Consider the following 24,930-nt stretch of genomic DNA (forward strand, 5'->3'; position numbering starts at 1 on the left):
GCACCCCTCCCCTATCAAGCCCCTGTGAACCCCTTTTCCGTCCATCCGAATCCCACACCGAGCCGAAACGTCCGGAACGACTGAGGGGTTGGCCGGCCACCGGATGCGGATATAGCGTTCAAGGGATCGACGTCCCGGTTCACCAGTGCACGGAAGATACCGGAACTGTTCCCGCGCGACCCATGGCACCGGAAATTCCGTGTTTCACTGCGCGGAGGAAACGCCGGGATAGCAGACCGACGGAGAAAAAGGGGAAAGCGTAAATGACCGGTACACATCCCGCCCTGAACGGCGCCCGTCGCCTGTTCACCTCGGAGTCCGTGACCGAGGGTCACCCCGACAAGATCGCCGACCAGATCAGCGATGCCATTCTCGATGCATTGCTGCGCGAGGACCCCACGTCCCGTGTCGCGGTGGAGACGCTCATCACGACCGGCCTGGTGCACGTGGCCGGCGAGGTCACGACCAAGGCCTACGCGCCGATCGCCCAGCTGGTGCGCGACACGATCCTGGCCATCGGCTACGACTCGTCGAAGAAGGGCTTCGACGGCGCGTCCTGTGGTGTGTCGGTGTCGATCGGTTCGCAGTCCCCGGACATCGCGCAGGGTGTCGACACGGCGTACGAGAACCGGGTCGAGGGTGACGAGGACGAGCTGGACCGCCAGGGCGCCGGTGACCAGGGCCTGATGTTCGGCTACGCGACGGACGAGACGCCGACGCTGATGCCGCTGCCGATCTTCCTGGCGCACCGCCTGTCCAAGCGCCTCTCCGAGGTCCGCAAGAACGGCACCATCCCCTACCTGCGTCCCGACGGCAAGACCCAGGTCACCATCGAGTACGACGGCGACAAGGCGGTCCGCCTCGACACCGTCGTCGTCTCCTCCCAGCACGCCGGCGACATCGACCTGGAGTCCCTGCTCGCTCCGGACATCCGCGAGTTCGTGGTCGAGCCGGAGTTGAAGGCGCTCCTGGACGACGGCATCAAGCTGGACACCGAGGGCTACCGCCTCCTGGTCAACCCGACCGGCCGCTTCGAGATCGGCGGCCCGATGGGCGACGCGGGCCTGACCGGCCGCAAGATCATCATCGACACCTACGGCGGCATGGCCCGCCACGGCGGCGGCGCCTTCTCCGGCAAGGACCCGTCCAAGGTCGACCGCTCCGCCGCGTACGCGATGCGCTGGGTCGCCAAGAACGTGGTCGCGGCGGGCCTGGCCTCCCGCTGCGAGGTCCAGGTCGCCTACGCCATCGGCAAGGCCGAGCCCGTCGGCCTGTTCGTCGAGACCTTCGGCACGCAGAAGGTGCCGGTGGACCGCATCCAGGAAGCGGTCACGGAAGTGTTCGACCTGCGCCCGGCCGCCATCATCCGCGACCTCGACCTGCTCCGCCCGATCTACGGCCAGACCGCCGCGTACGGCCACTTCGGGCGTGAGCTCCCGGACTTCACCTGGGAGCGCACGGACCGCGTGGACGCCCTCCGCGACGCGGCGGGGCGCTGACATGCGGATCGCCGTCGCCGGCTCCATCGCCACCGACCATCTGACGAGCTTCCCCGGCCGCTTCACCGACCACCTGCTCGCCGACCGACTGGACACGGTCTCGCTCTCCTTCCTCGTCGACGAGCTGGAGGTGCGGCGGGGCGGGGTCGCCGCGAACATCTCCTTCGGACTCGCCGTGCTCGGCCTCACCCCCGTGCTGGTGGGTGCCGCCGGAACGGACTTCGCGGACTACGACACCTGGCTGCGCGAGCACGGCGTCGACACGAAGTCGGTGCAGGTGAGCCGGACCCGCCATACGGCGCGGTTCATGTGCACGACGGACACGGACCAGAACCAGATCGCCGTCTTCTACGCGGGAGCGATGGCCGAAGCAGGCGACATCTCCCTCTCACGGGTCGCGGCACGCACCGGCGGGCTCGATCTGGTCGTGGTGGCCCCCGACGACCCGGCGGCCATGGTCCGCCACACCGCCGAGGCCCGCGAGCTGGGGGTCCCCCGGGCCGCGGACCCCTCGCAGCAGCTCGCCCGCGTCGACGGCGACGAGGCCCGCCGGCTTGTCGACGGTGCCCTACTGCTGTTCACCAACGAGTACGAGGCCGCGCTGCTCCAGGAACGCACCGGCTGGACCGAGCGGCAGATCCTGGACCGGGTCGGCACCTGGATCACCACGCGCGGCTCGGCCGGACTGACCGTCAGGGCCGCCGACGCCCCCGAGGTCGCGGTCCCCGCCGTGCCCGCCGCCCACGTGGCCGACCCCACCGGCGGCGGTGACGCGGTGCGGGCCGGATACCTGGCCGGTCTGGGCCACGGTCTGTCCCCGAGGCGCTCGGCGCAGCTGGGCTGCGCCTTGGCGACGACGGTCCTGGAAACGGTCGGCACTCAGGAGTACAAGCTGGTCCCGGCCGAGTTCACCTCGCGCATCGCCGACACCTACGGACCGGCGGCGGCCGAGGAGATCGGGGCACGGGTCGTCGGCGGCCTCTGACGCGGGCCCGGCCGTCCGCCCCCGGGACGTCTCTGTCATGGCCGTTCCGCTCCCGGGTTCTCCCCCTCCGGGGCCGGGGCCCACCAGTACTCGTGGTCCACCGTCCACCCCTGCTGCAGCAGTCGGGTGACGACCCGCCAAGGGTCCTCGGTGCCCGCGTCCGGTCCTGGACCGACCGGGTGCACGACGTTCCCGATGAGCGGCCGCCCGAGGGCGTGGGCGTGGGCGACGGCGGCCCGGCTCAGTACGGACGTCACGAAGCCGGTGTCGGGAACGCCCTCGACAAGGATGTCCACGAGTTCGGCGATGGGCTCACCGGTCACCTCGTCCTCGCTGTCGACTCGCAGCGTGGCGTGGCCGATCGTCCGTCCGTCGCGGCGGGCCATGAGGGAGACGCGGTCCGGCAGTCCGCACAGGGCGGCGGCCTCGGCGAGCGCCACGACCTCGGACACCGGGCGGCGCATGTCCTCGCCCGCGGCGACGAACGCCCGGGCCAGCCAGGCGCGCACCAGTGCGTCGTCCTCGGGGCCCGACGACGGCGTCACCTCGGGTCCGCCGGTCAGGTCGGGCAGGCGGGCCGGGTTCGCGCACCGGACGTAGGTCAGATGGCGCCGCCACGGCGGCGGCAACTCGGTCTCCGGCGGGGTGCGCATCAGGGTGCTCTCCGCCCGGGGGTGTACCGCGTGGAGGGTCCGGCGGGCGGCGGCGAGCAGGGCCGGGTCCTTCAGGACGCGGCTTCCGGGGTCCTGGATCAGGACGTGCCGTTCTCCGGTGACGGCGTCGGTGTAGGGGCCGGCGGTGACGCCGGACAGCGGGCCGGTGAGGTCCGGCGGGTTCGCGGGGCTGGTCACGCCGCCTCCGGACGGACCGCGACCGCGAGGTTGCCGCGCAGCCGGGCGGCGGCCTCGGCGACCCGCTCGGGCGTCACGGCGAGCAGCGCGGCGCGGGCCTGATCGAACGACCAGTCCTCGAAGGAGTGCGACAGTGCCTCCTCGCCGCGCGGTCTGCGGTAGAGCAGCGACGACGGGCTGGAGCCCAGGAGGCCGGCCGGCACACCGGGGGCCTCCTGGCCGGGGCCGGTGGCGTCGAGGGCATCCGGCGGCCCGGCGAGGCAGACCCGGCTGAGCTCGCTGTAGGGCGCCGGGACGGGCAGGGTCAGGTCCGGCTCCGGCAGCGCCGGCGGGTCCGGCACGGCTGTGCCGTGTGCCGAGGTGGGCGCACCGAGACGTTCCACCAGTCCGTCGACGGGGCGCGGGCACACCACGACCAGGGCACGGGGCAGGCTCGGGAAGTGCTCGCGGTGGGCCTGTTCGATCTCCGCGGGGGTGAGCGCCCGCAGTTCCCCGATGCGCCCGCCGACCGGGCGGCTGAGCGGATGGCCGGGGAACAGCCTCGCGAAGACGACGTCCTGCACGAGGTCGCTCGGGTCGGCGGCAACCTGGGCGCATAAGAGCTCCGCACATAAGTGGAGTCCGATCGGCTCGCGGCGTCTGGTGCGTGCGATCGCAAGGCGCCGGAAGCTCCTTGTAGCGGGGCTACCAGGGGCTTTCGGCAACGCGGCGAGCGTGCGTGCCAGGCGTCGCGAGCCGGGCTCCACTTTTGTTCGGAGCTCTAAGAGCATCGTCTCCAGCCCGGTCTCCGCGTTTACGTATCCGGCCAGGCGCTCGACGTGTTCGGCGATGGACGGGTGGCCTCCGGCCGGGAGCGAGAAGAGCAGGTGCTCCAGGAAGCGGGCGATGCCGCGTCGGCCCGGGGGATCGAGGCGGGCACCGTAGCCGGCGGACAGACAGATGCCGGTGGTCTCCGGTCTGGGGTCGTACGCCTCGATGACCCGAGCGCGGCTTCGTACCGGCGCGATCGCGAGCGCATTTCCGGCGGGAGCCATGCGATTTCCTTCCTTCTCGAAAAGTGGTGAAATCGAGCGGTGCCGCCACAGGAAACCCCGTGACGGCACCGCTCGCACCAAGTTTTCGGGTCAGGCCTTCCTGGAGCCGACCTGACCGACGGGCACAGCACGATCGACTCGCCCGCCGGCGGCAGCACCTCCGTCTCCACGTCGTCGACGTCGGGTGAGCGCAGGACGTGGAACTGGCCGTGGTTCGTGGGCGGCCGGTGGTCGTTGACGTACCAGGTCCGGGTCACCAGCCTGTCGGCGCGGTCGGTGTGCGGATCCATCCAGGCACCCCGGGAGTACCGGACGGCCCCGATCTCCAGCACGGCACGGGAGAGATCCTTGGCGATCAGTTCGCCGACCGCCGCCCGGACTCGGCCGACATCAGCGTCGTCACGAGGTCCCCCCACAGCGGGGTGAGGTGCATGCCGCGGACGGTGCCCCGGACGAGGGGCTAGGTGTTGAGGGAGCCGCCCCTCAGGACGTCGGGATCGACGGCGTGGGAAGAGCTGTTCATGACCGGGGTCGGGTTCCTTTCGGTCGGTGCGGTGTCGAGGTCACTGGGGGTCCCGTCTCGTGGGTCGCCGCGCGGCCGGCCGGCCCGCCTACGCGGCGCCGCCGACGTCCGCCGTGGGGTCGGCGGCCGCTGCCTGGAACTCGGGCAGCGCCGAAAGGCTCGCCGCGAGTTCGCATGCGGTGCGGTGCACTTCGGGGGCGACGGCCCGGCGGCTGTCCCGGGTGGCGGCGCACGCCACGGAGACGGCCGCGACCACACCCGTTCCGGGCAGCCCGACGGGGCAGGCCAGCACCAAGCGGGACTGGGTGACGTCCTCCACGCGGACCACGGGGCCGGCCGTCTGCGACAGCGCCCTGCGGGCGCCGAGGCCGACGACCTTCTCCCAGGAGTCGTCGGCCGCCCCGACCACGCCCACCCGCACGAGGTGGATCACCTCCCGGCCGTGGGCGACCGACAGGTACGCGGCGGCGCCGGTCGCCTTGCGCAGACGCTGCAGATGGGGAAGGGCGAGCACGCGGATCTTCTGGTCGCGGGGCAGTCGGGTGCCCAGGACGAACATCTGCCGGCCCAGCAGCAGACCCCGCTGCCCGCGCTCCAGGAAACCGGAGTCGAGCAGTTCGGCGACGAGGCGATGTGCGGTGGGTTTGGGCAGGCCGACGCGTCGGGCCAGTTCGGAGAGCGACAACTCCGTTTCGCCCGCCCGGAAGGCGTTGAGGATCGCCAGCCCCCGGGTCAGCATGGAGTCGCGCTTGCGGGCCCGGTGCGGGACCGCTCCGCGCGGTTCCGCCAGCGCCGTGGTGCCGTGCGCCACCATGATGGGCCGCGAGATCCCTCCGGTCCGCGCCTGTGTCGTCTCTTCCTGACCGCCGGTGCAGGTCATCGGAGGCCGGCCGTCCCCAGGCCGGTCACCGCGTACACCGGTACGGGTTCCGGGGACTCGACGGTGACGGTCCGGGCGGAGCACCGCCCACCGACGGCCGGTGGCCATGCGAGAAGGGGAGAGCGCGCGCTGAGGGCGCCGGGAACACAGGCGGCAGAAAGGGGCATGGGGGGCTCCGTGATGTGTTCGTGGGGATCTGGAGACACCGTCGGTGTGACGGAGGCGGACGTCGGATGCCCGGGCCGCGAAGGACGTTCCCGGTCCCGATCCACCGTTTCGTCTCTGCGGAAGAGTCTGCCGACCTGATGGCACGCCAGGAAGTGACCCGGTCGGGGCGGAACCGGCCAGGACGTTTCCGTCCACAGGCCCCTGGTGCGGGGAGCGGGAAACGGCAGCGGCCCACCCCGCCGACCGGAGCCGGGGATGAGCCGCTGCGTGCGCGGGCGTCTCGTGTCAGTTGCTCAGCGCGCCCGCGGTGGGCACCGTCGCCTCGTGCCGCGGGACGTGGACCCCGTGGCTGAGCTGGAAGAGGAACTGGGAGACGACGTTGGTGGCGTAGCACCCGGACGGCAGCATGAAGGAGACCTCGCACTTCCACAGACCGCCGAACATGTCGTCCGGTTCGATCTCCCTCACGCTGACCACCGTCTGGAGCACCGTGGGCCGGCGCGAGACGAGGCGGCGCATGGCGCCGTCCGTCCAGCGCCACTTCTCGTACTGAAGCTCGGGCAGGTCAGCCAGCAGGCCGAGCAGGGCCCGCGGTGTCCTCGGGAAGGCGTAGCCGAGCCCCTCCCGGTCGGTCGTCTCGACGTCGGGCGCGTACTGCTCCAGGAGCCGGGCCACCTGGTGGTTCCACAGGTACGAGGAGTGGGCGGTCCGGTAGAAGGCGGCCACCCGCTGGTCCAGCCCGTCGAAGAACCGCCGGGCGTCCCCGGTGTGGCGCAGGGCGAGTTCCCCTTCGTGGGAGAGGGAGGTGCGCAGCAGCGCGAGGGCCAGCTCGTGGTCGCGGTTCAGCAGGGCCTCACCGATCAGATGGGTCACCTTCGGACCGCCGGCGACGCCGAAGCGCTGGGTGTCGTAGTAGTTGGCGAACAGGACACCGGCCTCGCCCCGCGGCAGGTCCCTCAGCTGCCCGGCCTGTTCCGCGTCGAGCCCTCGCAGCGTCAGGAGGAAGGCGTTGCCCAGCAGTTCGCCGATGCCGAGGCGCCGGGCGCCGCATCCCGCGGGGCTGAGGGAGAGCCAACGGATGGTGCCGGTGGACCACCGGCCGTTGAACTCCTCCAGTTGTGCGGACGACACCTCGGCCTCGACCGAGACGGTCTGTTCGGTGACGCCGTCCTCGTCCTTCAGCCCGGCCGCGGAGAGGGCGTCGGACGGGAGTTCGAGGTGCCGGGCCAGCATGTCCAACGCCTCGAAGGTGGTGTAGCCCTTCTTGCGCAGCCGCAGGTACTGGTACCGCCGATCGTCCGAGTTCCGGTCGGGAAGAGCCATGACCTCGTTGACGATGAAGTCCTCGGGGACCGCTTTCACCACGGGGTTTCCCATTGCACTTCCCAAGTGTCTGGTCGGGCCGACCCGTCCGGGGAACGGAGTCGGCTCCGGCGGCCGGGTGGTAGGGGAACCGGCGAGATCGGAAGAGCCGGAGAATCTGGGCGCGCGAGGTTGCCGCGCTCGGCAAGAGGGCCAGGAGTAAAGGGGCGTTCACGCCGCCCCCGCGCGGCCTTCCGATCTCGCCGGTGGTTCAGAGGTTACTGTCCTTTCCCGGCCTCTTCCATGGCCGGTTCCGTGACGTGAAACGGATTCCCCGCGCGGCGGCGACGGAAGGGGCGCCGGGGACGTCGTCCGCGCGGTTGAAGATCACCTGGGCCGAGAGCCGCACGGCGCCCGGGTACCGCGGACCGCCGCTCTCCACGGCGTGCTTGTAGTCGCCGGTCAGACCGCCGTCGGTGAGGGGTGGTGCGTGGAGACCAGCACCCGGCCGCCGGGGGGGCGGGCTCGACCAGAGTGAGGCCGGCGTCCACGGCCGCCACCCGGGCACCGTCCTTGACCGGACGCCGGGTCAGTTGTCCTCCGGCGCAGCCGCCTCCAGAGCCCTCAGACCGCCGGGCGGGCCAAGCAGATCGAGCATCGCGGGGAGCTCCAGCAGGGTGTTGAACGGGTTGGACGCGCTCCCACGGTCGTACTGCGCGGCGAAGCGCTCATCACTCAGGTCGGACACAGCCGATCTCCCTGGGAGCCCGGCCCCACCACCGCGCCGGGTACTGGACACCCCCCGCGGTCCAGGCGTGATCCTAACGACAGGCCCTGGCCCGTCAGGCCGACCAGCTGGCGTCGAGGAGATCGGGCAGCGCCGCCACACAGCACGCCGACGAGGTGCAGTTTCCGGACGCCTTCGGGGGCTGTCCACCGGCCTCCGCGCCGGGCGTCGGCGGTCGGCAGCGCCTCTGGTCCCTGGCCCGGTCAAGCCGGCCCAGTACCCGGCGCGCCTGCGGACTGAGCTCCCCGCGGTCGTCCTTCAGGGGCTGCGGCATCTCGCCCCGGCTCCGGGCGAGACGGTCGAGTCTGGTGGCCTCGCCCCGTACGCGCGCCACACACTGGGCCAGCGACCAGTGGGGGTGCCGGTTCAACAGGCATGCGAGATCCGACAGCGCGACGGGGAGGCCTGCGCACTCACGGACCAGCGTGCGCGCGTGCTCCGGTTCGGCCGCCAAGCGTTTGTGCCCGACGAGCTCTCCCAGGAATCCGACCGCGGTCTCGGCACCGAGAGGGGCGAGTCTTATGCGGTACACGTATGGAATCGCTCCCACGGGATGCCTGCCGGTGACGATGACGCCGCATTCCGGGTTGCCGGGCAGCAACGGGTCCAACTGGCCGTGGCTGGTGGCGTTGTCGAGGACGACGAGGGCGCGGCGCCCGTTCATCAGGCGGCGGTAGAGGGCCACGCGTTCCGCACGGCCCGAGGGCAGCAGGGCGTCGGGCACGCCCAGTGCCCTGAGGAATCTCGCCAGCACCGGGTTGGGGTCGAGCGGCTTTCCGTTCTCGGCGCGCAGGTCGGCGAAGAGCTGGCCGTCCGGGAATTCGGCGGCCAGCTCTCGGGCGGCCGAGACCATGAACCCGGTCTTGCCCACCCCTTCCGCTCCGTAGACCGACACGATCCTCGGCCCGTCCGACACCCGCTCGCTCCGGGGGCGGACGCCCAGGCTCGCTCTCAGGTCGTCGAACTCCTCGGGCCGGGCGGCCAGATGGGGTGACTGCCGAGGGAGTCGCAGGGTGGGTCTGCGCAGGATGCCGTGCGACGCCGGCGTCGTCTCGCGTTCGCCCCGGTGTGTCTCCCGGTCGTCGTACACCACGGGCGATCGATGACTCATGTCATGCAGAATCGCTTCGTACAGGTTGCGGAGCTCCGGATCGGGCTCAACGCCGAGGATCTCCCGGTACTCCCGCCGCGCTTCGCGGTAGGCCGCGAGGGCGTCCGCCCGCCTTCCCAGGCGCTGTAAGGCATTCATGTACATGGCACGGAGGCGTGCGTGCAGGGGATGCTCGGCGACCAGCCTGGCGATCTCGTGGACCGCGTCGGCCTCCTGGCCCAGATCCAGCTGCGCCCTGAGGCATTCCTCCAGGACATGGAGCCGGCGTTCGGACAGCTGCCGCGCGATGGACTGCACCACCTCGCTGCTGACGTCCACCAGCGGCTCGGCCGTGAACAGTTCGAGGGCGCGGCGGGCGGCCGCCACACCTTCGGACACGAGCTCCGGGCCGGGGAGAGGGCGCTGCCTGATCACCTGAAGGGCGGCCGACGCCTCCCTTTCGAAAATGAGCAGATCGATTTCATCCTCATTCGCCACCAGCCGATACCCGGGCGCGACGGTGACAATTCTTCCGCAGAGTCCAGCCCCGTCCAGTAAGCGACGGAGCCTCGATATGCAGATCTGAATCTGCGTCCTGGCGGTCGAGGGTTCGGAATAACCCCACACCGCCGCAATCAGCCGCCCGACCGAAACCACCTTGTTCGCGTTGAGCACCAGCTGCGCCATGATGGTGCGTTCCCGAGCGGCGGAGAGGGTCACTCCTCCCTTCGGACCTGTCACCTGAAGTGGCCCGAGAACACGAAAGACAGGTTCCATGCCTCGCCCCCTTCAGACGGCAGACCCAAGGGACATAGAGCGTACACGACCCGTACTCGCAGGTGAGACGGGGCGCCACTCAAGTCATTAAGAACTTCCAGAATTTTGGAGTCCTGCAACTGCTCTCATTGTCCTCCCCTTTTTATGACGGCTCGTCAGTTCAACCGGCGGACCATCGCGGCTTGCCGGGTTGACGGCGGCGGGACATGGGCCGGCCGCCGTCAGGGGGCGCCGGGTCCTCCTGCACCGGTACGGAAGGCGGACCGCCCCACGACCGCCGCCCTCGACGGGGGTGGGTCACGGTGCCCGGCAGTCCACGGGCACCGAGCACCGCGACCCGAACTCGGAGTGCTCCGAACGACCGGCACTAGAGCCAACCGTTCTGAGCCGCCCTCACTCCGGCCTCGAACCGGCTGCGGGCCCCGAGGCGTTCCATGATGGAGGCCATCATCCGACGTGCCGTGCGCGGCGAGATGAACATCTTCCCGGCCGCGGACTCGTCCGTGTGGCCCTGCGCGATGAGCATGAGCAGCTTCTTCTCCTGCGGCGACAACCCGTCGCGCTCCGGATGGCGGTCGGCGCCCAGCGGGGTCGCCACCTCCCAGACCTGCTCGAAGAGAGCCACCAAGGAGACCACCAGACCCGGTTCGGTGAGAAACAACGCGCCACGCCGGGTGTCGCGCGGGTCGATCGGCACAAGCGCCATCCGCTGGTCGACCACCACCATCCTGGGCGGCAGCACCGGCGCCGTACGGAACTCACCGCCGCCGTCGGCAAGCCAACGAGCGTAGGACAAGGTGCCGTCGTGCTCACGGATGGAATCCAGCCCGATGGTCCTGATGGTGATCCCTCGGCTCAGCGCACGCGTGTCATTGACCCTCGCGGCCTCCAGTGCGGCGCTCGACTGCGCCCCACCGGGCATGAACGTCATGACGGAACGCCGGACGTCCCGCGACAGCCTTTCCAGTCTCTGCTGCACCACGTCCACTCCGACGAGCCGCTGCACACCGCCCCCGGTGGTGGTGGCTGCGCCGATGCTCAGGTCACGCTCCGCCAGCATCCGCAGCACCAGGGACTGGCTGGCCGCGATCTGCTGCTGACGCTCCATCAACTGCTCGTGTTCGCGGGCCAGCAGATCCTGCAGACCCACCACGGGGTCCACCGCGACCAGTCGCCCCGGCTCCTCGTGCGACTCTCGCATGATCCGCATGTCGAGCAGGGTGACAAGGACCGTTCGGACCTCGTCGACGCCCAGATCGAGCTTCTGGGCGATTTCCTCGTCGGACAGGTGGGGACCGTCGAGGGCGGTCCGGTAGACAGCTTCCTGAACGGACGTGAGTCCCAGGATCCCGAACACCGTGATCTACCTTTCGCCGAGAGACCGGACGGACGGAGCGCCCCCTGCTCTCCGGTGTGGCCCCCCGATGCCGAACCGTCTGCCGCGCTGCCGGGTCGGTGTGTCCGGCCCCTCGCCGGATACCGGCCCGTGGCACCGCTTTTCGTCCGCAGACACCAACCTCCACCGCCACATCTACCGAAGACCTCCCACCGAACCGGTGACACACGACGCGTCATGTCCGACCCCCCCAAGTCGACGTGATCATCGAACACCCACCACCAAAAGGGGCGCCGCTTTCCTTCCGCTATCGCCGCCCTATCACCGGGCCCGCGCCTTAGGCCGGGACCCGTGAACGAGGCCTCTCCGAGTGGAGATCCCGACCGGTGACTCGGCCGAAATCCACCATGGTGCGCCGTCCTTCACAGCACGGTTCGAAAATTCCACGGCAGTTCACGGAACTGACATCACGAATAGAACGAGCCGCTGCGCACCGCCGGGTTCCGAACGACGCTCGACTTCCCGTACGAGGCCCTCAGACAGTCGTGTTCCCTCTTCCCGCCCTGGACGCCGGAGCCTGATGCCGGAACGCGTCAGCGCGGTCCTGCTTCCTCGTTCCACGGCGGGACGCCAGGACCATGTCCCGGACGATCTCCTCGGGCCTGCCGACAGCCACCGGCAGAGCGGCCACGGCCGGGTAGTCGGGCTCATCGCCGGTCTGAGCCGCACGGGCCGCGGCCCACAGGTCGGCGATCCGCCTCCGGGCGTCGGCGCAGTGGACATCGGCGAGGCCCTGCGCACCGTCGTTACCGGCCTCGGCCAGACTTGCCGCACGGGCGAGCACCACGGCCATGGTAAAAATCTCGTTGATGATCCGATTGGCCGAAATGACGGTTCCCTCCCGGGCCGACAGAGCCTCGGTCCGCTGATGGTGTTCCCGCAGCCCCCGTAGGAATTTGGCCATGTCTCTCGCCTGCCGGGCGGCATACCGCGCGTGACCGGCGTTGCGGCCGCTGAGCTTCCCGCCCCGCGGCAGTCCGGGACCGGGCGGGCCGAGGAGATCCCCGGCACCCAGGGGCCGGGCGGTCTGGGCGCGGAGCATCGCCCGCCCCGCCTCGAGGTCGAGTCGGAAGTCCACACCGCCGGCGATCCGCAAAGCCGTGGCGTCGCGGACGGCCCGCTCCAGGGGTACGGGAGAGGCCCCACGGCGTGCCTTGCTGCGGCTGGTCTCGATGCCCTCGGCCGCGAGCAGCGACACCGTGCGGTCCAGGACCCGCCCGGCGGCGACGGAACTCATGTTGTTCACGGCCAGTTGTTCGAGCAGGGCCTGGACCGGGTCGTCCGGGGCCGGCCGCGTGGTGGCCCAGGCGATGAGGCTCTCCACGGCGAAGGTGTCGGCGGCCGAGGATGCCAGCAGCCGCTGGACCTCGTCGTACTCGCCGAGCGGTCGTCCGTCGGCCTTCCTGCGGGTGGCGTGGTCCCGTGCCCACGCCGTGCCGAGCCGGGCCAGGGCCAGTGACGGGGCGGCGATCAGATGGTGGAGGCCGAACGCCGCGAGCGGTGACGCCCCGAGAACCGTCAACCCCGTTCCACTGTCCTGGGCCAGCGTGCGGGTACGCGGCACGCGCACCCGGTCGAAAGTGAGCCCTCCGTTGGGGAATCCCCTGACACCCATGAACTCGTGGCGCGCGTGGACGCGCAGCCCCGGCGTGGCGGCGTCCACGAAGAACAGCCGCCTCCCCGTTGCTCCGTTCTCCGTCACGACCGCGGACACGATCACGACGTCGGCGATGGGGGCGTTGCCCACGAAGACCTGGTCACCGTTGATCTCGTACCCGCGACCGTCCCTGGTGGGCACCGCGACCATACGGCGCGAGAACCTCGCCGCGCCTTCGAGCGCGATGTCCGTCGCACAGGAGACCGCGCCGCGTACGACATGTCCGAGGACGAGGTCACGCAGCGGCCCCGGCGGCAGATGAGGCAGATGGGCGCTGAGGCCGAAGGCGTTGTCGGTGGCGAGGACCAGCGCTACGGCGAGCGAGCGGGCAGCCACCGCGGTGATCACCCGCGAGACGTCCGCCGGGGAGAGGCCCCACCCCCCGATCTCCCGGTCGGCTCCCAGCTTGAGCAGCCCGCGCCTTCGCAACTCCTGGATGAACCCCGCCGGCAGGGCCCCTGTCGCGTCCACCGCCTCGGGGTCGATCCGCTCCGCCACGAAACGGGTGACCTCCGCCACCGCCCGGTCACCGGCCGCCCGGTCCTCCGCGTCCCGGGCCGGGAAAGGGGCGAGCAGATCCCAGCGGAGCCTGCCCGCGTGCAGCTCACCGAGAAAGCCCGAAGCAGCCGGCGCGCTGAACGGGTCCCGCACGGAATTCATCACTGTCTCCTCCACAGAGCAGGGTGGGCGCGGGGAAACGATGCGCCCGGCGGTGCGGAGTGATCAACGGGCCCAGGGCGCGGTGGACGGATCAGGCCACCCCCCGTCGAGCACCATCAGACCCGTGTGAGCAGCGAGAACGCTTCTCTGCCGACCCCGCGGGACCCCGGCCCCCCGGTCCTGGACCAAAGCGGCCAGGACGTTTTTGACCACCCCCTTTCCCTTCTTCGGGGCCTTCCGGGTCGGCAGAATCGAGGGCGAAGCCACGGACGGAACTCTGAAATGTAAAGTTCTGGGACAGCGCTTCGGAACACCGCGAGGATTACTCGTCATCGATGCGTCGCGGTCATCCCTTCGATTTCGTTTGGAGGAACAGCCATGTCTCTTCGCCTTCGTCTCGCCGCCGTCGCCTTCAGCGCCGCCACCGCCGTACTCGCCGTGGGCACCCTTGCCACATCGGTCGAGAGCACCAGCGTGCAGCTGCAGTCGCCCGCCCAGGCCGGCGATGACGACGGGCTGATCTGGGACTGAGCGCGCGAACACGCGAACACATCCGCCGTCCCCCGGCGGGCGCGTGACGCCGGCTACGGCACCCCGCCGCGCTGTCGGAGCGTCCGCATGCATCCAAGTATGCGGACGCTCCTCCGCCTTGCGATGCACCGCGTCCGACGCCGCGCGCTGACCCACCGGGGGTTACGGGACGTTCGTGGCCCTGCGGATCAGGCCCGCCGGACTCGAGGGCCGCACTCGGAGAGGCCGGCACCACCACGTCACCCTCGTCTCCGCAGCCCACGCCTGCTGCGCCCTCCAGATCACCCGGCCCGCGCCTCCGCGAGCCGAAAGGACACCGCCACACCCCTCCTGACCGTGTACGCGAGTCAGGAGGGTTCGGCTTCGCACGCGGGCGGCGCCTCCGTCGGCGACTTCGCGGGGTCATAGGATCTGAGTGCCGGGACATCCGCCCTTACTACATGCGTTCGAGTACGGGCAGGGCCGTCCGGGCATGATCAGGGGGTGTTCGTGGCACCTTCCGGAGGGAGCGGAGATGGCGGAAAGGCCGGCCGACAAACGCGGCGACGGCCCGGCGGCGCCCCAGTTGCGGCTGGATGAGCTGCTGGAGGGCCTGCAGGCGCAGATCACGCAGGTGCGTGCTACCCGGGACCGGGTGCACACCCTGCTGGACGCCGTGCTCTCCATCGGCTCCGACCTGGACCTCGACGTGGTGCTGCGGCGGATCACCGAGTCCGCGGTCACTCTGGTGGACGCCCGGTACGGGGCGCTGGGAGTGCTCGGTGACGAGGGACGGATCCGGCAGTTCATCACCGTGGGCATGGACGAGGACACCGTGCGGTCCATCGGCCACTATCCCGAGGGTCAGGGCATCCTCGGCCTGCTGATCAAGGAGCCGGAGCCACTGCGGCTGGCCGACCTGGGCAGCCATGCCGCGTCGGTCGGCTTCCCCGAGGGACATCCTCCGATGACCACGTTCCTGGGAGCGCCGGTTCGGATACGGGAGCAGGTGTTCGGCAACCTGTATCTGACGGACAAGCGCGGTGGGGCGGAGTTCGACGAAGAGGACGAGGCGGTACTGCGTACTCTTGCCGCCGCGGCCGGCGTGGCGATCGACAACGCCCGCTTGTACGACGAGACGCGGCGCCGGGAGCGGTGGCTGGCGGCGAGCAGTGAACTGACCCGCAGCCTCTTGTCGGGTACGGACCCCACGCAGGTGCTGCACCGGGTCGCGGCCACCGTCAGGGAGCTGTCCGAGGCCGACCTGGTGACACTGGCGGTGCCGTTCGACTGCGGCGAGGAACTGGTGATCGAGGCCGCGGACGGCGCGGGCGCGGAGCGGGTGCAGGGGCTGGTGCTGCCGTCCACCACGCTGGCCGCGAAGGTCCACCACTCCAATCAACGGATATCCAGCAGCGCGCTGTCGCAGGAGCCGCAGGCCGGTGGCGGTTCCGCGGCACAGATCGAGCTGGGGCCCGGATTCCTGCTCCCGCTGGGAGGGGCTGAGCACGTGCGCGGGGTGCTGCAGGTCGCCAACCTGCCCGGCGGTGCGGAGTTCTCCGAGGCCACCATGACGATGATCGACGGTTTCGCCGCCCAGGCCGCGCTCGCTCTGGAGATCGCCGAGCACCGGCGCGAGGCCGAGCAGTTGCTGGTGCTCAGCGACCGGGACCGGATCGCCCGCGATCTGCACGACCTGGCCATCCAGCGGCTGTTCGCCTCCGGACTGACCCTGAACTCGGTGGTCGGCCGCGTTTCCGACCGGCCCGAGGTGGCCGAGCGCGTCCAGCGGGTGGTCGACGATCTCGACGACACGATCAAGACCGTGCGGGGCACGATCTACGCGCTGCGCGAGCGGGACCGTACCGACGGGCGCGGCGGGCTGCGCTCCACGCTGCTCGCCGAGACCGACCAGGCCTCCGAGGCGCTCGGCTTCACGCCCGCCCTGCGTATGACCGGCCTGCTGGACACCGACGTACCCGCCGGCCATGCCGAGCAGGTGCTGGCGGTGCTGCGCGAGACGCTGTCGAACGCCGCCCGGCACGCACACGCGACCGCCGTCGAGGTCACCGCCGAGACGGACGGCACCCGGCTCCAACTGCGTGTCGCCGACAACGGATCAGGGATCGACCCGGCCGTCACCCGCAGCAGCGGACTGGACAATCTCCGTCGGCGCGCCACCGACCTCGGCGGCAGCTTCACCGTCACAGCGAACCAACCCACCGGCACGGTCGTGGAATGGACCGTGCCTCTCCCCGCCCGGACGGACGGCTGACACTCGGCGTGGGGACTCGCGGGTACGCGGCAGGCACCGCCGCCGTGGAGCGCGGCTGGAACGGGCAGGCGATGTCGGCCGCGTGCTCGCCGGGCCCCGTGCTCGCCGGGCCCCGTGGTGACGCGGTTCGACTCGTGCTGGTACGCGGCGATATGCCCTTCGCGTAGTACGCCTCGCGGTGCGAGCCGGCGCGGGCCGGTGCGGGCGTACCCGCGCTCGGTGAGCCGGGCGCCGAGTCCCGGGCGGGCAGGCGGACTTCGACGCACGCCGTCGTGATCCTCGCTCACCATGCCGTCGTAGGCGGCACGTGGACCGACTCGTATGAGCCGGATGGCGGTCGGCCGGTGCCGGTGGACCGGCGCTGCGTCCGGTGCCCCCGCCGTTGGTGCCGTCCGGCCCTACGACAAAGGCCGGTTGCCACCCGCCAGGTCTGGTGTCCCTGCGCCACCGTAGAGGTGCAGACTCCCCCTCGGTCCGGTCGGCCACTTCGAGAGACGTGCCGGGCCCCGTTCATGGGATGGCAACGATGAGCCCCTTCCGGGACACCGAAGGAACACCGGCCCGGTCGGCCCCCGCCCCGGCCCCCGCCCCCGCCCCCGCCGGAGCGCGCACCGCCGCCGTGTGGTCGGCGCTCAAGTGGATCATTCCCGTGGCGGCCGGTCTGACCGTCTTCCTGCTGCCGCAGCCGGACGGAGTCGAGTCCGGCGGCTGGGCGGTACTCGCGATCTTCGTCGGCACCGTGCTGGGGCTGATCCTGCAGCCGCTGCCGCTGGGTGCCGTGGCTCTGGTCGGCCTCACGGCCACCATGATCACCGGCACTCTGGAGCCGGACGTCGCGCTCGGCGGCTTCTCCGAGCCGACGATCTGGCTGATCGTGGCCGCGTTCTTCATCTCCCTGGGCTTCACCAAGACGGGGCTGGGTCGGCGCATCGCCCTGCTGTTCGTGCGTGCGCTCGGCCGCAGCAGCCTGGGACTGGCATACGGCATCACACTGACCGACCTGGTGCTGGCCCCGGCCACCCCCAGCAACACCGCCCGTTCCGGCGGTGTGATCCACCCCGTCATCCGCTCACTGAGCACCAACGCCGGCTCGCACCCGGGCGACGAGAGCCGCCGCAGGCTCGGCGCCTACCTCAGCGTCACCGCGATGCAGATCAACACGGTCACCAGCGCCATGTTCCTGACGTCCATGGCGGCCAACCCGCTGGTGCAGAAGCTCGCCGCGGACCACGGCATCCACCTCACCTGGACCTCCTGGGCGCTGGCCGCGCTCGTGCCGGGGCTGGTGGCCCTGCTGGTGCTGCCCGCGTTGATGTACCGCGTCCTCCCGCCCACCGTCCGCGCCACCCCCGAGGCACCGGCGCAGGCCCGTGCCCAGCTCGCCGAACTCGGCCGGATGTCCCGGCAGGAGTGGACCATGGCGGGCGTGTTCGTGCTGCTGCTCCTGCTGTGGTCGGTCGGCGGCCAGGTCTGGGACCTGTCGGCCACCGTCTCCGCGTTCACCGGTGTCGCCCTGCTGCTCGTCACCGGCGTACTGGCCTGGGGTGACCTGGTGGCGGAGAAGGCCGCCTGGACCACGCTGGTGTGGTTCGCCGTCCTGGTGATGATGGCGGGGCAACTCCAGGAACTCGGCGTGATCGGCTGGTTCAGCGACAGCATCACCGATGCCACCTCCGGCATCGGCTGGCAGACCGCCTTCGTGATCCTGACCCTGGTCTACCTCTTCTCCCACTACCTGTTCGCGTCCAACACCGCCCACGTCGCCGCGATGTACGCCGCCTTCCTCGCCGCCGCCACCGCGACCGGTGCACCGCCGGTCATGGCAGCCCTGGTCCTCGGCTTCATCAGCTCCCTGTACGGCGGCCTGACCCACTACGCCTCCGGGCCGGCCCCCGTTCTGTTCGGCGGCGGCTACGTCACCCTCGCCGAATGGTGGCGCACCGGGCTGATCGCCGCCGGCGCCAACATCGTCATCTGGATGGGCGTCGGCGCCCTGTGGCTGAAGGTCCTCGGCCACTGGTGATCCTCGCGGCGGGGGAGCCCGATCCGCGGGACGCAGGCCCGGTGCCGGCACCGGGCCTGCGTCCCGTCACCGGCCCCGGAGCCAGGGGTGGAAGGCCCGGCCGGCCCCGGCTTGCTGTGCCACCGCCACTGCCGGCGCCGCGCGGTGGTCACGCCGTCATCGGGCCTCGGTCGGCACCGCCTCGTCGAGTCCCTGGGGGTGCCCCGAACAGCTCAGGGCAACCGTTCGATCCTGGCGCCGGCGCCGCTCGATGAGGGGCGCGGAAGAGGGCCGTCCGGCCCTACCGGGCGCCGGGGTACACGCCGACCATGGGCTGATGCTCGAGAAGGATGCCTTTCGCGCTCTCGGTCGGCAGGAGTGCTTGCGCCTGCTGGCCGAGGTGCCGGTCGGCCGCGTGGTCTACACCCGGCAGGCCCTGCCCGCAGTCCTGCCCATCAACTTCTCTCTGGACGACGACGCCTCCGTGCTGCTGTTCACCTCGGCAGGCTCGGGTCTCGTGCAAGCCATCGACGGTGTCGTCGTCGCCTTCGAGGCGGACGAGTTCGACGCGGAGACCCGGTCCGGCTGGAGCGTGGTCGTCACCGGGCGGGCCACCGTGGTGACCGACCCCGCCGAGCACCACCGCCTGTCGCTGACCGGACCGCACTCCTGGATGCCCATGCGCGAGGGGGTCTTCGTGCGGATCGAGTCCGAACTGGTCACCGGGCGCGAACTCACCGGGGCACACACCACGCAGTGCGCCGCAGCCGACGCCGGCGCTTCTGACTCCTGCCTGGCCGGCAAGGCATCGCCCGCTTGACCGGGCGACGGCACTTGCCGGGAATGCGGGAACGACGGATCCCTGGGTGCGGCGGGTCACGCCCGCGGGCGGGAAGCGGCCGAGCCCACCAAGCCGTGATGGGCTGTGGCTGCGGGGACCTCCGGTCGGCTCGATGACGTGTTCACCCGCGCCCGGTGGCGTGAGCGTCTCCGTCCAGGACAGACGGCGTGACCACGCTGGAGGGGGCGGGAAGCGCCGCGGCGGAATGCCCGGGGCCGTCCAACTGACGTGTCGGATCGCTGGAGCGGTCGGCGTCGTACGAGCCCCGTCCAGGGGCCGGGTGGTTCTGGGACCCGGACCGGACGGCCTGTCCATCCAGGCCGAATGCCCGCCGTCGACAGCCCCGCATAAGGCTAGCCTCGCCTTATCTACCAACTGGGTGGCCGGCGGCTCCCGTCCGGCATGGTGCAGCGGAGACGCAGATGAGCGTGGGTGGTGGGGATGCCGTGCAGGCGGGACGGCGCGCGGCAGTGTCGGGGGGCGCGCTGTGTGCGCTGGCCGACCTTGTGCCCGGTGCGCGGGCCAGGGTGGTCGAGGTCGTCGCAGACGGTGCGCCGGACACGGCCCGCCGGCTGAGCGCCCTCGGATTCACGCCGGGGACGGTGGTGGAGGTCGTACGCCGTGCCCCGCTGCGGGACCCGGTCGTCTACCAGGTCAAGGATTACGAGGTGTGCCTGCGCCGGACCCAGGCCGCCTGCGTGTACACGACCGAGGTGGATCAGTGACCGCCGGCTGCCACGAGCCCGGTGGCACGCACGCGGCGGTGACCGCGGAGGCGCGTATCGCGCTGGTCGGCAGCCCCAACGCGGGCAAGACCAGCGTCTTCAACGCGCTGACCGGCCTGCGCGCCAGGACCGGCAACTACCCCGGCGTGACCGTGTCCCGTTACGTGGGGGCCTGCCGCGTCGGCGGGCGCGGTCATGTGATCGAGGATCTGCCCGGCACGTACAGTCTGGAGCCGATCAGCCCGGACGAGCAGATCACCGTCGACGTCCTGGACGGCCGGCTGGGCGGCACGCAGCGGCCGGACGCGCTCCTCGTCGTCGTGGACGCCACCACCCTGCGCAGGTCGCTGACGCTGGTCGCGCAGGTCCTCTCCCGCGCCCTGCCGACCTGCGTCGTGGTCACGTTCACCGACGAACTGGCCGCGCGACAGGGCCATCTGGACCTCGACGCGCTCTCCCAGGCGCTGGGCGCCCCGGTAGTCCCCGTCATCGGCCACCGCGGCCTCGGCGTCCGGGAGCTGCGCGAGCAGATCGCCGCCTGGCGGTCCTGGCCGGTCCCCGTCCTCGCACCGCCCACCGACCCGGCCGAGCTGGACGCCTGGGCGGAGTCGGTGCTCGCCTTCGCCGACTTCCGCCCCGCCGAGCGGCACAGGGCCACCCAGCGGCTCGACGCCGTACTGCTGCACCCCGTGTGGGGCACGGTCGTCTTCTTCGCGGTCATGATGGCGTTCTTCCAGACCGTGTTCACCCTCGCGGCACCGCTCCAGGGGTATGTGGAGTCGTTGTTCGGATGGCTGTCCGGCCTCGTCTCCGGCCACGTCACCAACCGGTGGCTGTCCGGACTGCTCGGTGACGCCGTCATCGGCGGCGTCGGCGGCGTCCTCGTCTTCGTCCCGCAGATCATGCTGCTGTTCCTGCTCCTCGCCCTGCTCGAAGGCGTCGGCTACCTGTCACGGGCGGCGTTCCTGATGGACCGGGTCATGGCGCGTGCCGGGCTGGAAGGGCGGGCGTTCGTGGCGCTGCTCTCGTCGTTCGCCTGTGCGATCCCCGGCATCATGGCCACCCGCACCCTGCCCTCGGCCAAGGACCGCCTGGCCACCATGATGGCCGCCCCGCTGATGACCTGCTCCGCGCGGCTGCCGGTCTATGTGCTGCTGATCGGCATGCTCGTCGAACCGTCCGCCGGAATCGGGCCGTTCGGCGCACAGGGGCTCATCATGTTCGGCCTGTATCTGCTCGGCGCGGTCTCGGCGATGACCGCCGCCTGGGTGATCAAGAAGGTCACCGACCGCGACGGCACGCCCATGCCGTTCTTCATGGAGATGCCGCCCTACCGGCTGCCCGCGCCCCGCGCGGTACTGCTGGCGATGTGGTCCTCCGCCCGGGCATTCTTGCGCAAGTGCTCGACCGTCATCGTCGCCACCTCCATCGCGCTGTGGCTGGCGCTGAACCTGCCGTTGCACTCCCCCGCACAGCTGCAGGCGGCCGGTGTCGACACCGGCGACTCCGTGGCGGTGTCCGCCTACACCATCGACCACAGCTACGCAGCCGATCTCGGCCGGCTGGTCTCCCCGGTCTTCGACCCGCTGGGCTTCGACTGGCGCGTCAACGTCGGTGTCCTGTCGGCCCAGTCGGCCCGGGAGACCTTCGTCGCCACCCTGGGGCAGGTCGCCGCCGCCGAGAGCCCCGACCATCCCGCGGTCGCCCTGCGGACCATGACCTACCAGGACGGAGCCCGCGCGGGCCAGGAGGTGTTCACCGCGCCCACCGTCGCGGCGCTCCTGGTCTACTTCGCCTACGCGTTGCAGTGCATGGCCACCGTCGCGGTCATCCGGCGGGAGACCGGCACCTGGAAGTGGCCGACGATCGCCTTCACCTACCTGACCGTGACGGCCTGGCTCATGGCCTACCTGGCACGCACCCTCACTGCCGCGCTGACAGGCGGGTGAACGGCGCCCATGATCCCCCTGCATCCACAGCCCGTCCCCGGCCATCCCGACCGGTTGCGCTGGATCATCCCCACCGGTGTCCTCACCTGGACGGGTGCGCCCGCCTCGGTGCCGCCGCCGCTGGCGGCGCTGCTCGCCGACGGCACCCTCGCCCACGTCGGTGTCGAACCCGCCGGCATCGTCACCCGACTGGGCGAAGGCCGCTCCTGGCGGGCGGACGGATCCCGGGTTCGCACCGCGCTGCACAACGCCCTGGAGGATCCGGACGGTTGGAGCCCCGCGGCGGACGCCGAAGGGGCCCGTGACGATACGTCGCTGCACACGGCCGCACGGAACCTCATCGCCGGACCGGTGGGTGAACGAGCCCGCTCCCACGGCGGTGCCATCGAGCTGGTCGGCGTGCGGGACGGTGTCGTCACCGTGCGCCTCGTCGGCGCCTGCCACGGATGCCCCGCCGCGTGGCTCACCCTGCACCACGGGCTGGAGCGCCTGCTGCGCCGCCGGTGCCCCCAGCTCGTCGAGGTCCGCCACGTCCCGTAGGGCCGTGGAGCAGGGCGCGGCGGGCGCGGCCGCCCGCCGGGGTGCCGAGCCCGGCCTCCTGGTCGGCCGTCAGCGGCCTCCTGGTCGGCGGCCAGCGGTCAGCGGTCAGCGGGGCGTCCACGTACGTCGCCCGTGCTGATCGTCCTCCATGGCCGGGAACGCCGGGCGGCGCAGGTCGCGGTGCGCCTGGGCCGGCGTTCCCGCGGAACGGCATTCCGGCCCGGCCCGGCCCGGTCGGCCGGGATAGGGACCAATGGTCCCGATGGTCGGGCCCGGTCGGCCGGGGAGCCGATGCGGTCCGCGTTGCATGCTGGGCATTGATCGAGCCGCAGATGCCCATCTGTACGACCGTATTCCGTGCCTGCCGGGCGGCCGTTCACCCGTCCCCGGCCGCCGCAGGTGCAGCGCGTACGGCGCGCGGCGCCCCGGTTCGGTCGTGCGTCCGGCCGCACCGGCGGCCGGACGCAACGTCTCCAGGGCAGACGCTCCTGGACGACAACACCCGCATCGGCCGGCCGAGCCGACCGCGACCTGCTGGAGACACCATCATGAGCATGCTCACCCTTGCCTCGACTCCCGAGGACGCCACCGCCCTCGAAGGCGCCGAGGCGCATCACGCCCGCCTGGCAGGGGAGTTGGCCGGTCGGGTAAAGATGCTGCTCACCGCCGTGGACCGCGACCCGGGCGCCGCCGAGAAGATCCACGCCGGGCTGGTGGCCTTCTGCGAGCGGGCGCTGCTGCCGCACGCCGCGGCCGAGGAAGCCGCGCTCTATCCCGCCGCTCGCGGCCTGCCCGAGGCCCGCCTGCTCATCGAGAGCCTGATCGGTGAGCACCGCTGCCTCACCGCGCTCGTCGACGCCCTGCGGGTCGCACGCGTCCCGGCGGAAGCCGCGGCCGACGCCCGGGCTCTTCAGGTCCTCTTCGAAGAGCACGTGGCCAAGGAGAACGGCCTCGTGCTGCCGCTGCTCGCCATGGCACCCGAGGTCTCCCTGGCCGGGCTGCTCACCGACATGCACCACCGACTCACCGACGGCACGCGCGCCGGAGGCGCCGCAGAAGAGCATCACGCGGCGGACGGGCACGACATGCGCCATGAACAGGTCGAGGTCGAGGAAGCCGACGGCTGCGGCGGCGTCTGCGGCTGTGGAGGCGCGGAGGAGGCAGCCGAACCAGAGCTGGACGTGCGGGAGGTCCCGCACTCCCTGCGTCACGCCACGGTCTTCGGAGCGCTCGACGCCGTACCGGCCGGCACCGCGATGGTGCTGGTCGCCCCGCACGACCCGCTGCCGCTGCTCGCTCAGATCGAACAGCGCTCCCCCGGGGCCTTCTCGGTGGAGTACCTGGAACGCGGCCCGGAGGCCTGGCGGCTGCGGCTCAGCCACCGCTGACCACAACACTCCTCGGCGGAGTACGGCGTCTGCCCCATCCGGTGTGGACGCACTGCCGAACCCGCACGCACCCAAGGAAAGAGAAGACCACGTCATGAACGGACCACACCGGCGTGCCGCCGCCCTGCTCGGGGCGGTCGGTATCGCCCTCTCGGTCGCCGGACCGGTCATGCTTCTGCGCGGCCGCAGCGGCAGGAAGGAGATCCGCACCGAACTGGCTGCCCAGAAGATCACCTTCCCCGGCCACGGGCTGCCCGCCGAACTCGCCCCCTACGCCGGCACCAGCGTGGAAACCGGCACCGCGGCGCACGCCTACGCCCAGTTCATCAAGGGCAACCTCGCCCACGCCACCGGCGGCCGTACCTACGCCGAGATCACGGCGGAACTGCACGCCGCCGGAGGCGACGACGAGAAGCTCGCCGAACTGCGCCAGACCGCGTTCATGGGCCAGACCCTGCGCGCGTCACTGATGTCCGCCTACCAGGCATGGCACCTGACGACCCTGGTCACGGGCCTCGGCGCCGCACTGACCGGCCTGGGTGTAGCCCTGGTCGCCACCGCGGACGCCATCGCTCCCCGCACTGCGCACCGCGACTGAACGCACCACCACACCACCTACGCACCTCGGCTTCGGGCAGCCCGTGGGGGCGGCCGGAGACCTCGTTCAGGCCGCGGTACGGCGTACGACCTCCGCGACCTCGTACCCCGCCTCCACGATGGCCGCGCGTACGGCGTCGTCCTCGACCGACGTTCCCGACACGATCACCAGGCCCGACCTGACGTCGACGTCGACCGCCGTGACACCGGCCACGCGTACGACCTCATCGGTAATGCTCGTGGCGCAGTGGCCGCAGGTCATGCCTTCCACGGTGAAGATCTTGTCCGCCATCGGGGTCGCTCCTGTCGCTCTCTTCCCCGGGCCGCGCCCGCCGAGGGGCGGCGCCACCGGGGCGTGTGGCACGGGGTACGGCCCGACGGCCCGCCGTGTTCAGGGATCTGGCCCTCGGCCATCGCCACCGGGCCCGAGGCCTGAGTGACGGCGTTCACCGGCGGTGGCCCCTTCTACGGCGGTGGCGGCGTCTCCTGCGGTG

20 protein-coding genes and 1 pseudogene are annotated in these 24,930 nt (G+C 71.3%); 11 read left to right on the forward strand and 10 right to left on the reverse strand.

All coding sequences use genetic code 11. The features are described 5' to 3' along the window. Positions 1-263 precede the first annotated feature (263 nt). Positions 264-1,499 carry a methionine adenosyltransferase gene (gene metK, locus AC067N_RS16475; protein WP_478679574.1) on the forward strand — a complete coding sequence of 412 codons (1,236 nt, stop codon included), beginning with the start codon at positions 264-266 and terminating at the stop codon, positions 1,497-1,499. A 1-nt stretch (position 1,500) separates the two neighbouring features. Then, the gene (locus AC067N_RS16480) at positions 1,501-2,484 is read left to right on the forward strand and encodes a carbohydrate kinase family protein (RefSeq protein ID WP_478679575.1); all 984 of its coding nucleotides are present in this window, start codon (positions 1,501-1,503) and stop codon (positions 2,482-2,484) included. A 35-nt stretch (positions 2,485-2,519) separates the two neighbouring features. Here the strand turns inward: AC067N_RS16480 and AC067N_RS16485 are convergent, their stop codons facing one another. From AC067N_RS16485 to AC067N_RS16525, 9 genes and pseudogenes are all read right to left on the reverse strand, one after another. Continuing rightward, positions 2,520-3,335 carry a hypothetical protein gene (locus AC067N_RS16485; protein WP_478679576.1) on the reverse strand — a complete coding sequence of 272 codons (816 nt, stop codon included), beginning with the start codon at positions 3,333-3,335 and terminating at the stop codon, positions 2,520-2,522. Continuing rightward, complete coding sequence (locus tag AC067N_RS16490) at positions 3,332-4,369, reverse strand: M16 family metallopeptidase (RefSeq protein WP_478679577.1); 1,038 nt, start codon at positions 4,367-4,369, stop codon at positions 3,332-3,334. The genes AC067N_RS16485 and AC067N_RS16490 overlap by 4 nt, the downstream gene beginning before the upstream one ends. Before the next feature lie 611 nt (positions 4,370-4,980). Next, positions 4,981-5,772, reverse strand: a complete 792-nt coding sequence (locus AC067N_RS16495) for a helix-turn-helix domain-containing protein (protein WP_478679578.1) — start codon at positions 5,770-5,772, stop codon at positions 4,981-4,983. Positions 5,773-6,225: 453 nt separating this feature from the next. Continuing rightward, a complete protein-coding gene (truD, locus tag AC067N_RS16500; RefSeq protein WP_478679579.1) occupies positions 6,226-7,317 on the reverse strand; it encodes a tRNA pseudouridine(13) synthase TruD in 1,092 nt (363 codons plus the stop codon). Between the two features lie 514 nt (positions 7,318-7,831). Then, on the reverse strand, positions 7,832-7,990 hold the full coding sequence (locus AC067N_RS16505) for a hypothetical protein (protein ID WP_478679580.1): 159 nt from the start codon (positions 7,988-7,990) through the stop codon (positions 7,832-7,834). 94 nt (positions 7,991-8,084) lie between these two features. Then, complete coding sequence (locus AC067N_RS16510; protein ID WP_478679806.1) at positions 8,085-9,518, reverse strand: AfsR/SARP family transcriptional regulator; 1,434 nt, start codon at positions 9,516-9,518, stop codon at positions 8,085-8,087. Positions 9,519-9,629: 111 nt separating this feature from the next. Further along, positions 9,630-9,896: pseudogene (locus AC067N_RS16515) on the reverse strand (AfsR/SARP family transcriptional regulator); the annotation flags it as partial. Between the two features lie 367 nt (positions 9,897-10,263). Beyond that, positions 10,264-11,253, reverse strand: a complete 990-nt coding sequence (locus AC067N_RS16520; protein WP_478679581.1) for a helix-turn-helix transcriptional regulator — start codon at positions 11,251-11,253, stop codon at positions 10,264-10,266. 514 nt (positions 11,254-11,767) lie between these two features. Beyond that, complete coding sequence (locus AC067N_RS16525) at positions 11,768-13,609, reverse strand: acyl-CoA dehydrogenase family protein (RefSeq protein WP_478679582.1); 1,842 nt, start codon at positions 13,607-13,609, stop codon at positions 11,768-11,770. A 378-nt stretch (positions 13,610-13,987) separates the two neighbouring features. Here AC067N_RS16525 and AC067N_RS16530 point away from each other — a divergent pair, with 378 nt between their 5' ends. From AC067N_RS16530 to AC067N_RS16570, 9 genes are all read left to right on the forward strand, one after another. Beyond that, on the forward strand, positions 13,988-14,140 hold the full coding sequence (locus AC067N_RS16530; protein WP_478679583.1) for a hypothetical protein: 153 nt from the start codon (positions 13,988-13,990) through the stop codon (positions 14,138-14,140). 514 nt (positions 14,141-14,654) lie between these two features. Next, positions 14,655-16,394: a sensor histidine kinase gene (locus tag AC067N_RS16535; protein WP_478679584.1), complete on the forward strand. Its 1,740-nt coding sequence runs from the start codon at positions 14,655-14,657 to the stop codon at positions 16,392-16,394. Positions 16,395-16,911: 517 nt separating this feature from the next. Beyond that, positions 16,912-18,417 carry a DASS family sodium-coupled anion symporter gene (locus tag AC067N_RS16540; RefSeq protein ID WP_478679585.1) on the forward strand — a complete coding sequence of 502 codons (1,506 nt, stop codon included), beginning with the start codon at positions 16,912-16,914 and terminating at the stop codon, positions 18,415-18,417. Positions 18,418-18,733: 316 nt separating this feature from the next. After that, positions 18,734-19,216 carry a pyridoxamine 5'-phosphate oxidase family protein gene (locus AC067N_RS16545; protein ID WP_478679586.1) on the forward strand — a complete coding sequence of 161 codons (483 nt, stop codon included), beginning with the start codon at positions 18,734-18,736 and terminating at the stop codon, positions 19,214-19,216. A 443-nt stretch (positions 19,217-19,659) separates the two neighbouring features. After that, positions 19,660-19,962, forward strand: coding sequence for a FeoA family protein (locus tag AC067N_RS16550; protein ID WP_478679587.1), 303 nt, complete (start codon positions 19,660-19,662; stop codon positions 19,960-19,962). Further along, entirely contained in the window at positions 19,959-21,911 is a 1,953-nt protein-coding gene (gene feoB, locus AC067N_RS16555) for a ferrous iron transporter B (RefSeq protein ID WP_478679588.1), read from the forward strand. The genes AC067N_RS16550 and feoB overlap by 4 nt, the downstream gene beginning before the upstream one ends. 9 nt (positions 21,912-21,920) lie before the next feature. Then, positions 21,921-22,451, forward strand: coding sequence for a NifU family protein (locus AC067N_RS16560; protein ID WP_478679589.1), 531 nt, complete (start codon positions 21,921-21,923; stop codon positions 22,449-22,451). Positions 22,452-22,999: 548 nt separating this feature from the next. Next, complete coding sequence (locus AC067N_RS16565; protein ID WP_478679590.1) at positions 23,000-23,839, forward strand: DUF2249 domain-containing protein; 840 nt, start codon at positions 23,000-23,002, stop codon at positions 23,837-23,839. Between the two features lie 94 nt (positions 23,840-23,933). After that, complete coding sequence (locus tag AC067N_RS16570) at positions 23,934-24,437, forward strand: hypothetical protein (RefSeq protein WP_478679591.1); 504 nt, start codon at positions 23,934-23,936, stop codon at positions 24,435-24,437. A gap of 66 nt (positions 24,438-24,503) precedes the next feature. On the opposite strand, the gene AC067N_RS16575 is transcribed toward AC067N_RS16570, so the two are convergent. Beyond that, positions 24,504-24,728 carry a heavy-metal-associated domain-containing protein gene (locus tag AC067N_RS16575; protein ID WP_478679592.1) on the reverse strand — a complete coding sequence of 75 codons (225 nt, stop codon included), beginning with the start codon at positions 24,726-24,728 and terminating at the stop codon, positions 24,504-24,506. Positions 24,729-24,930 lie beyond the last annotated feature (202 nt).

It is taken from the genome of Streptomyces sp. NPDC042364 (assembly GCF_056437585.1).

Excerpts from the sequence above, each read along its gene's own strand:
- AC067N_RS16565 (WP_478679590.1), top strand. The coding sequence starts at position 23,000 with ATGAGCATGCTCACCCTTGCCTCGACTCCCGAGGACGCCACCGCCCTC.
- AC067N_RS16540 (WP_478679585.1), top strand. The coding sequence starts at position 16,912 with ATGGCAACGATGAGCCCCTTCCGGGACACCGAAGGAACACCGGCCCGG.
- AC067N_RS16545 (WP_478679586.1), top strand. The coding sequence starts at position 18,734 with ATGCTCGAGAAGGATGCCTTTCGCGCTCTCGGTCGGCAGGAGTGCTTG.
- AC067N_RS16535 (WP_478679584.1), top strand. The coding sequence starts at position 14,655 with ATGGCGGAAAGGCCGGCCGACAAACGCGGCGACGGCCCGGCGGCGCCC.
- AC067N_RS16550 (WP_478679587.1), top strand. The coding sequence starts at position 19,660 with ATGAGCGTGGGTGGTGGGGATGCCGTGCAGGCGGGACGGCGCGCGGCA.
- AC067N_RS16490 (WP_478679577.1), bottom strand. The coding sequence starts at position 4,369 with ATGGCTCCCGCCGGAAATGCGCTCGCGATCGCGCCGGTACGAAGCCGC.
- AC067N_RS16560 (WP_478679589.1), top strand. The coding sequence starts at position 21,921 with ATGATCCCCCTGCATCCACAGCCCGTCCCCGGCCATCCCGACCGGTTG.
- AC067N_RS16525 (WP_478679582.1), bottom strand. The coding sequence starts at position 13,609 with ATGAATTCCGTGCGGGACCCGTTCAGCGCGCCGGCTGCTTCGGGCTTT.
- truD (WP_478679579.1), bottom strand. The coding sequence starts at position 7,317 with ATGGGAAACCCCGTGGTGAAAGCGGTCCCCGAGGACTTCATCGTCAAC.
- AC067N_RS16530 (WP_478679583.1), top strand. The coding sequence starts at position 13,988 with ATGTCTCTTCGCCTTCGTCTCGCCGCCGTCGCCTTCAGCGCCGCCACC.
- AC067N_RS16575 (WP_478679592.1), bottom strand. The coding sequence starts at position 24,728 with ATGGCGGACAAGATCTTCACCGTGGAAGGCATGACCTGCGGCCACTGC.
- metK (WP_478679574.1), top strand. The coding sequence starts at position 264 with ATGACCGGTACACATCCCGCCCTGAACGGCGCCCGTCGCCTGTTCACC.
- AC067N_RS16495 (WP_478679578.1), bottom strand. The coding sequence starts at position 5,772 with ATGACCTGCACCGGCGGTCAGGAAGAGACGACACAGGCGCGGACCGGA.
- AC067N_RS16480 (WP_478679575.1), top strand. The coding sequence starts at position 1,501 with ATGCGGATCGCCGTCGCCGGCTCCATCGCCACCGACCATCTGACGAGC.
- AC067N_RS16570 (WP_478679591.1), top strand. The coding sequence starts at position 23,934 with ATGAACGGACCACACCGGCGTGCCGCCGCCCTGCTCGGGGCGGTCGGT.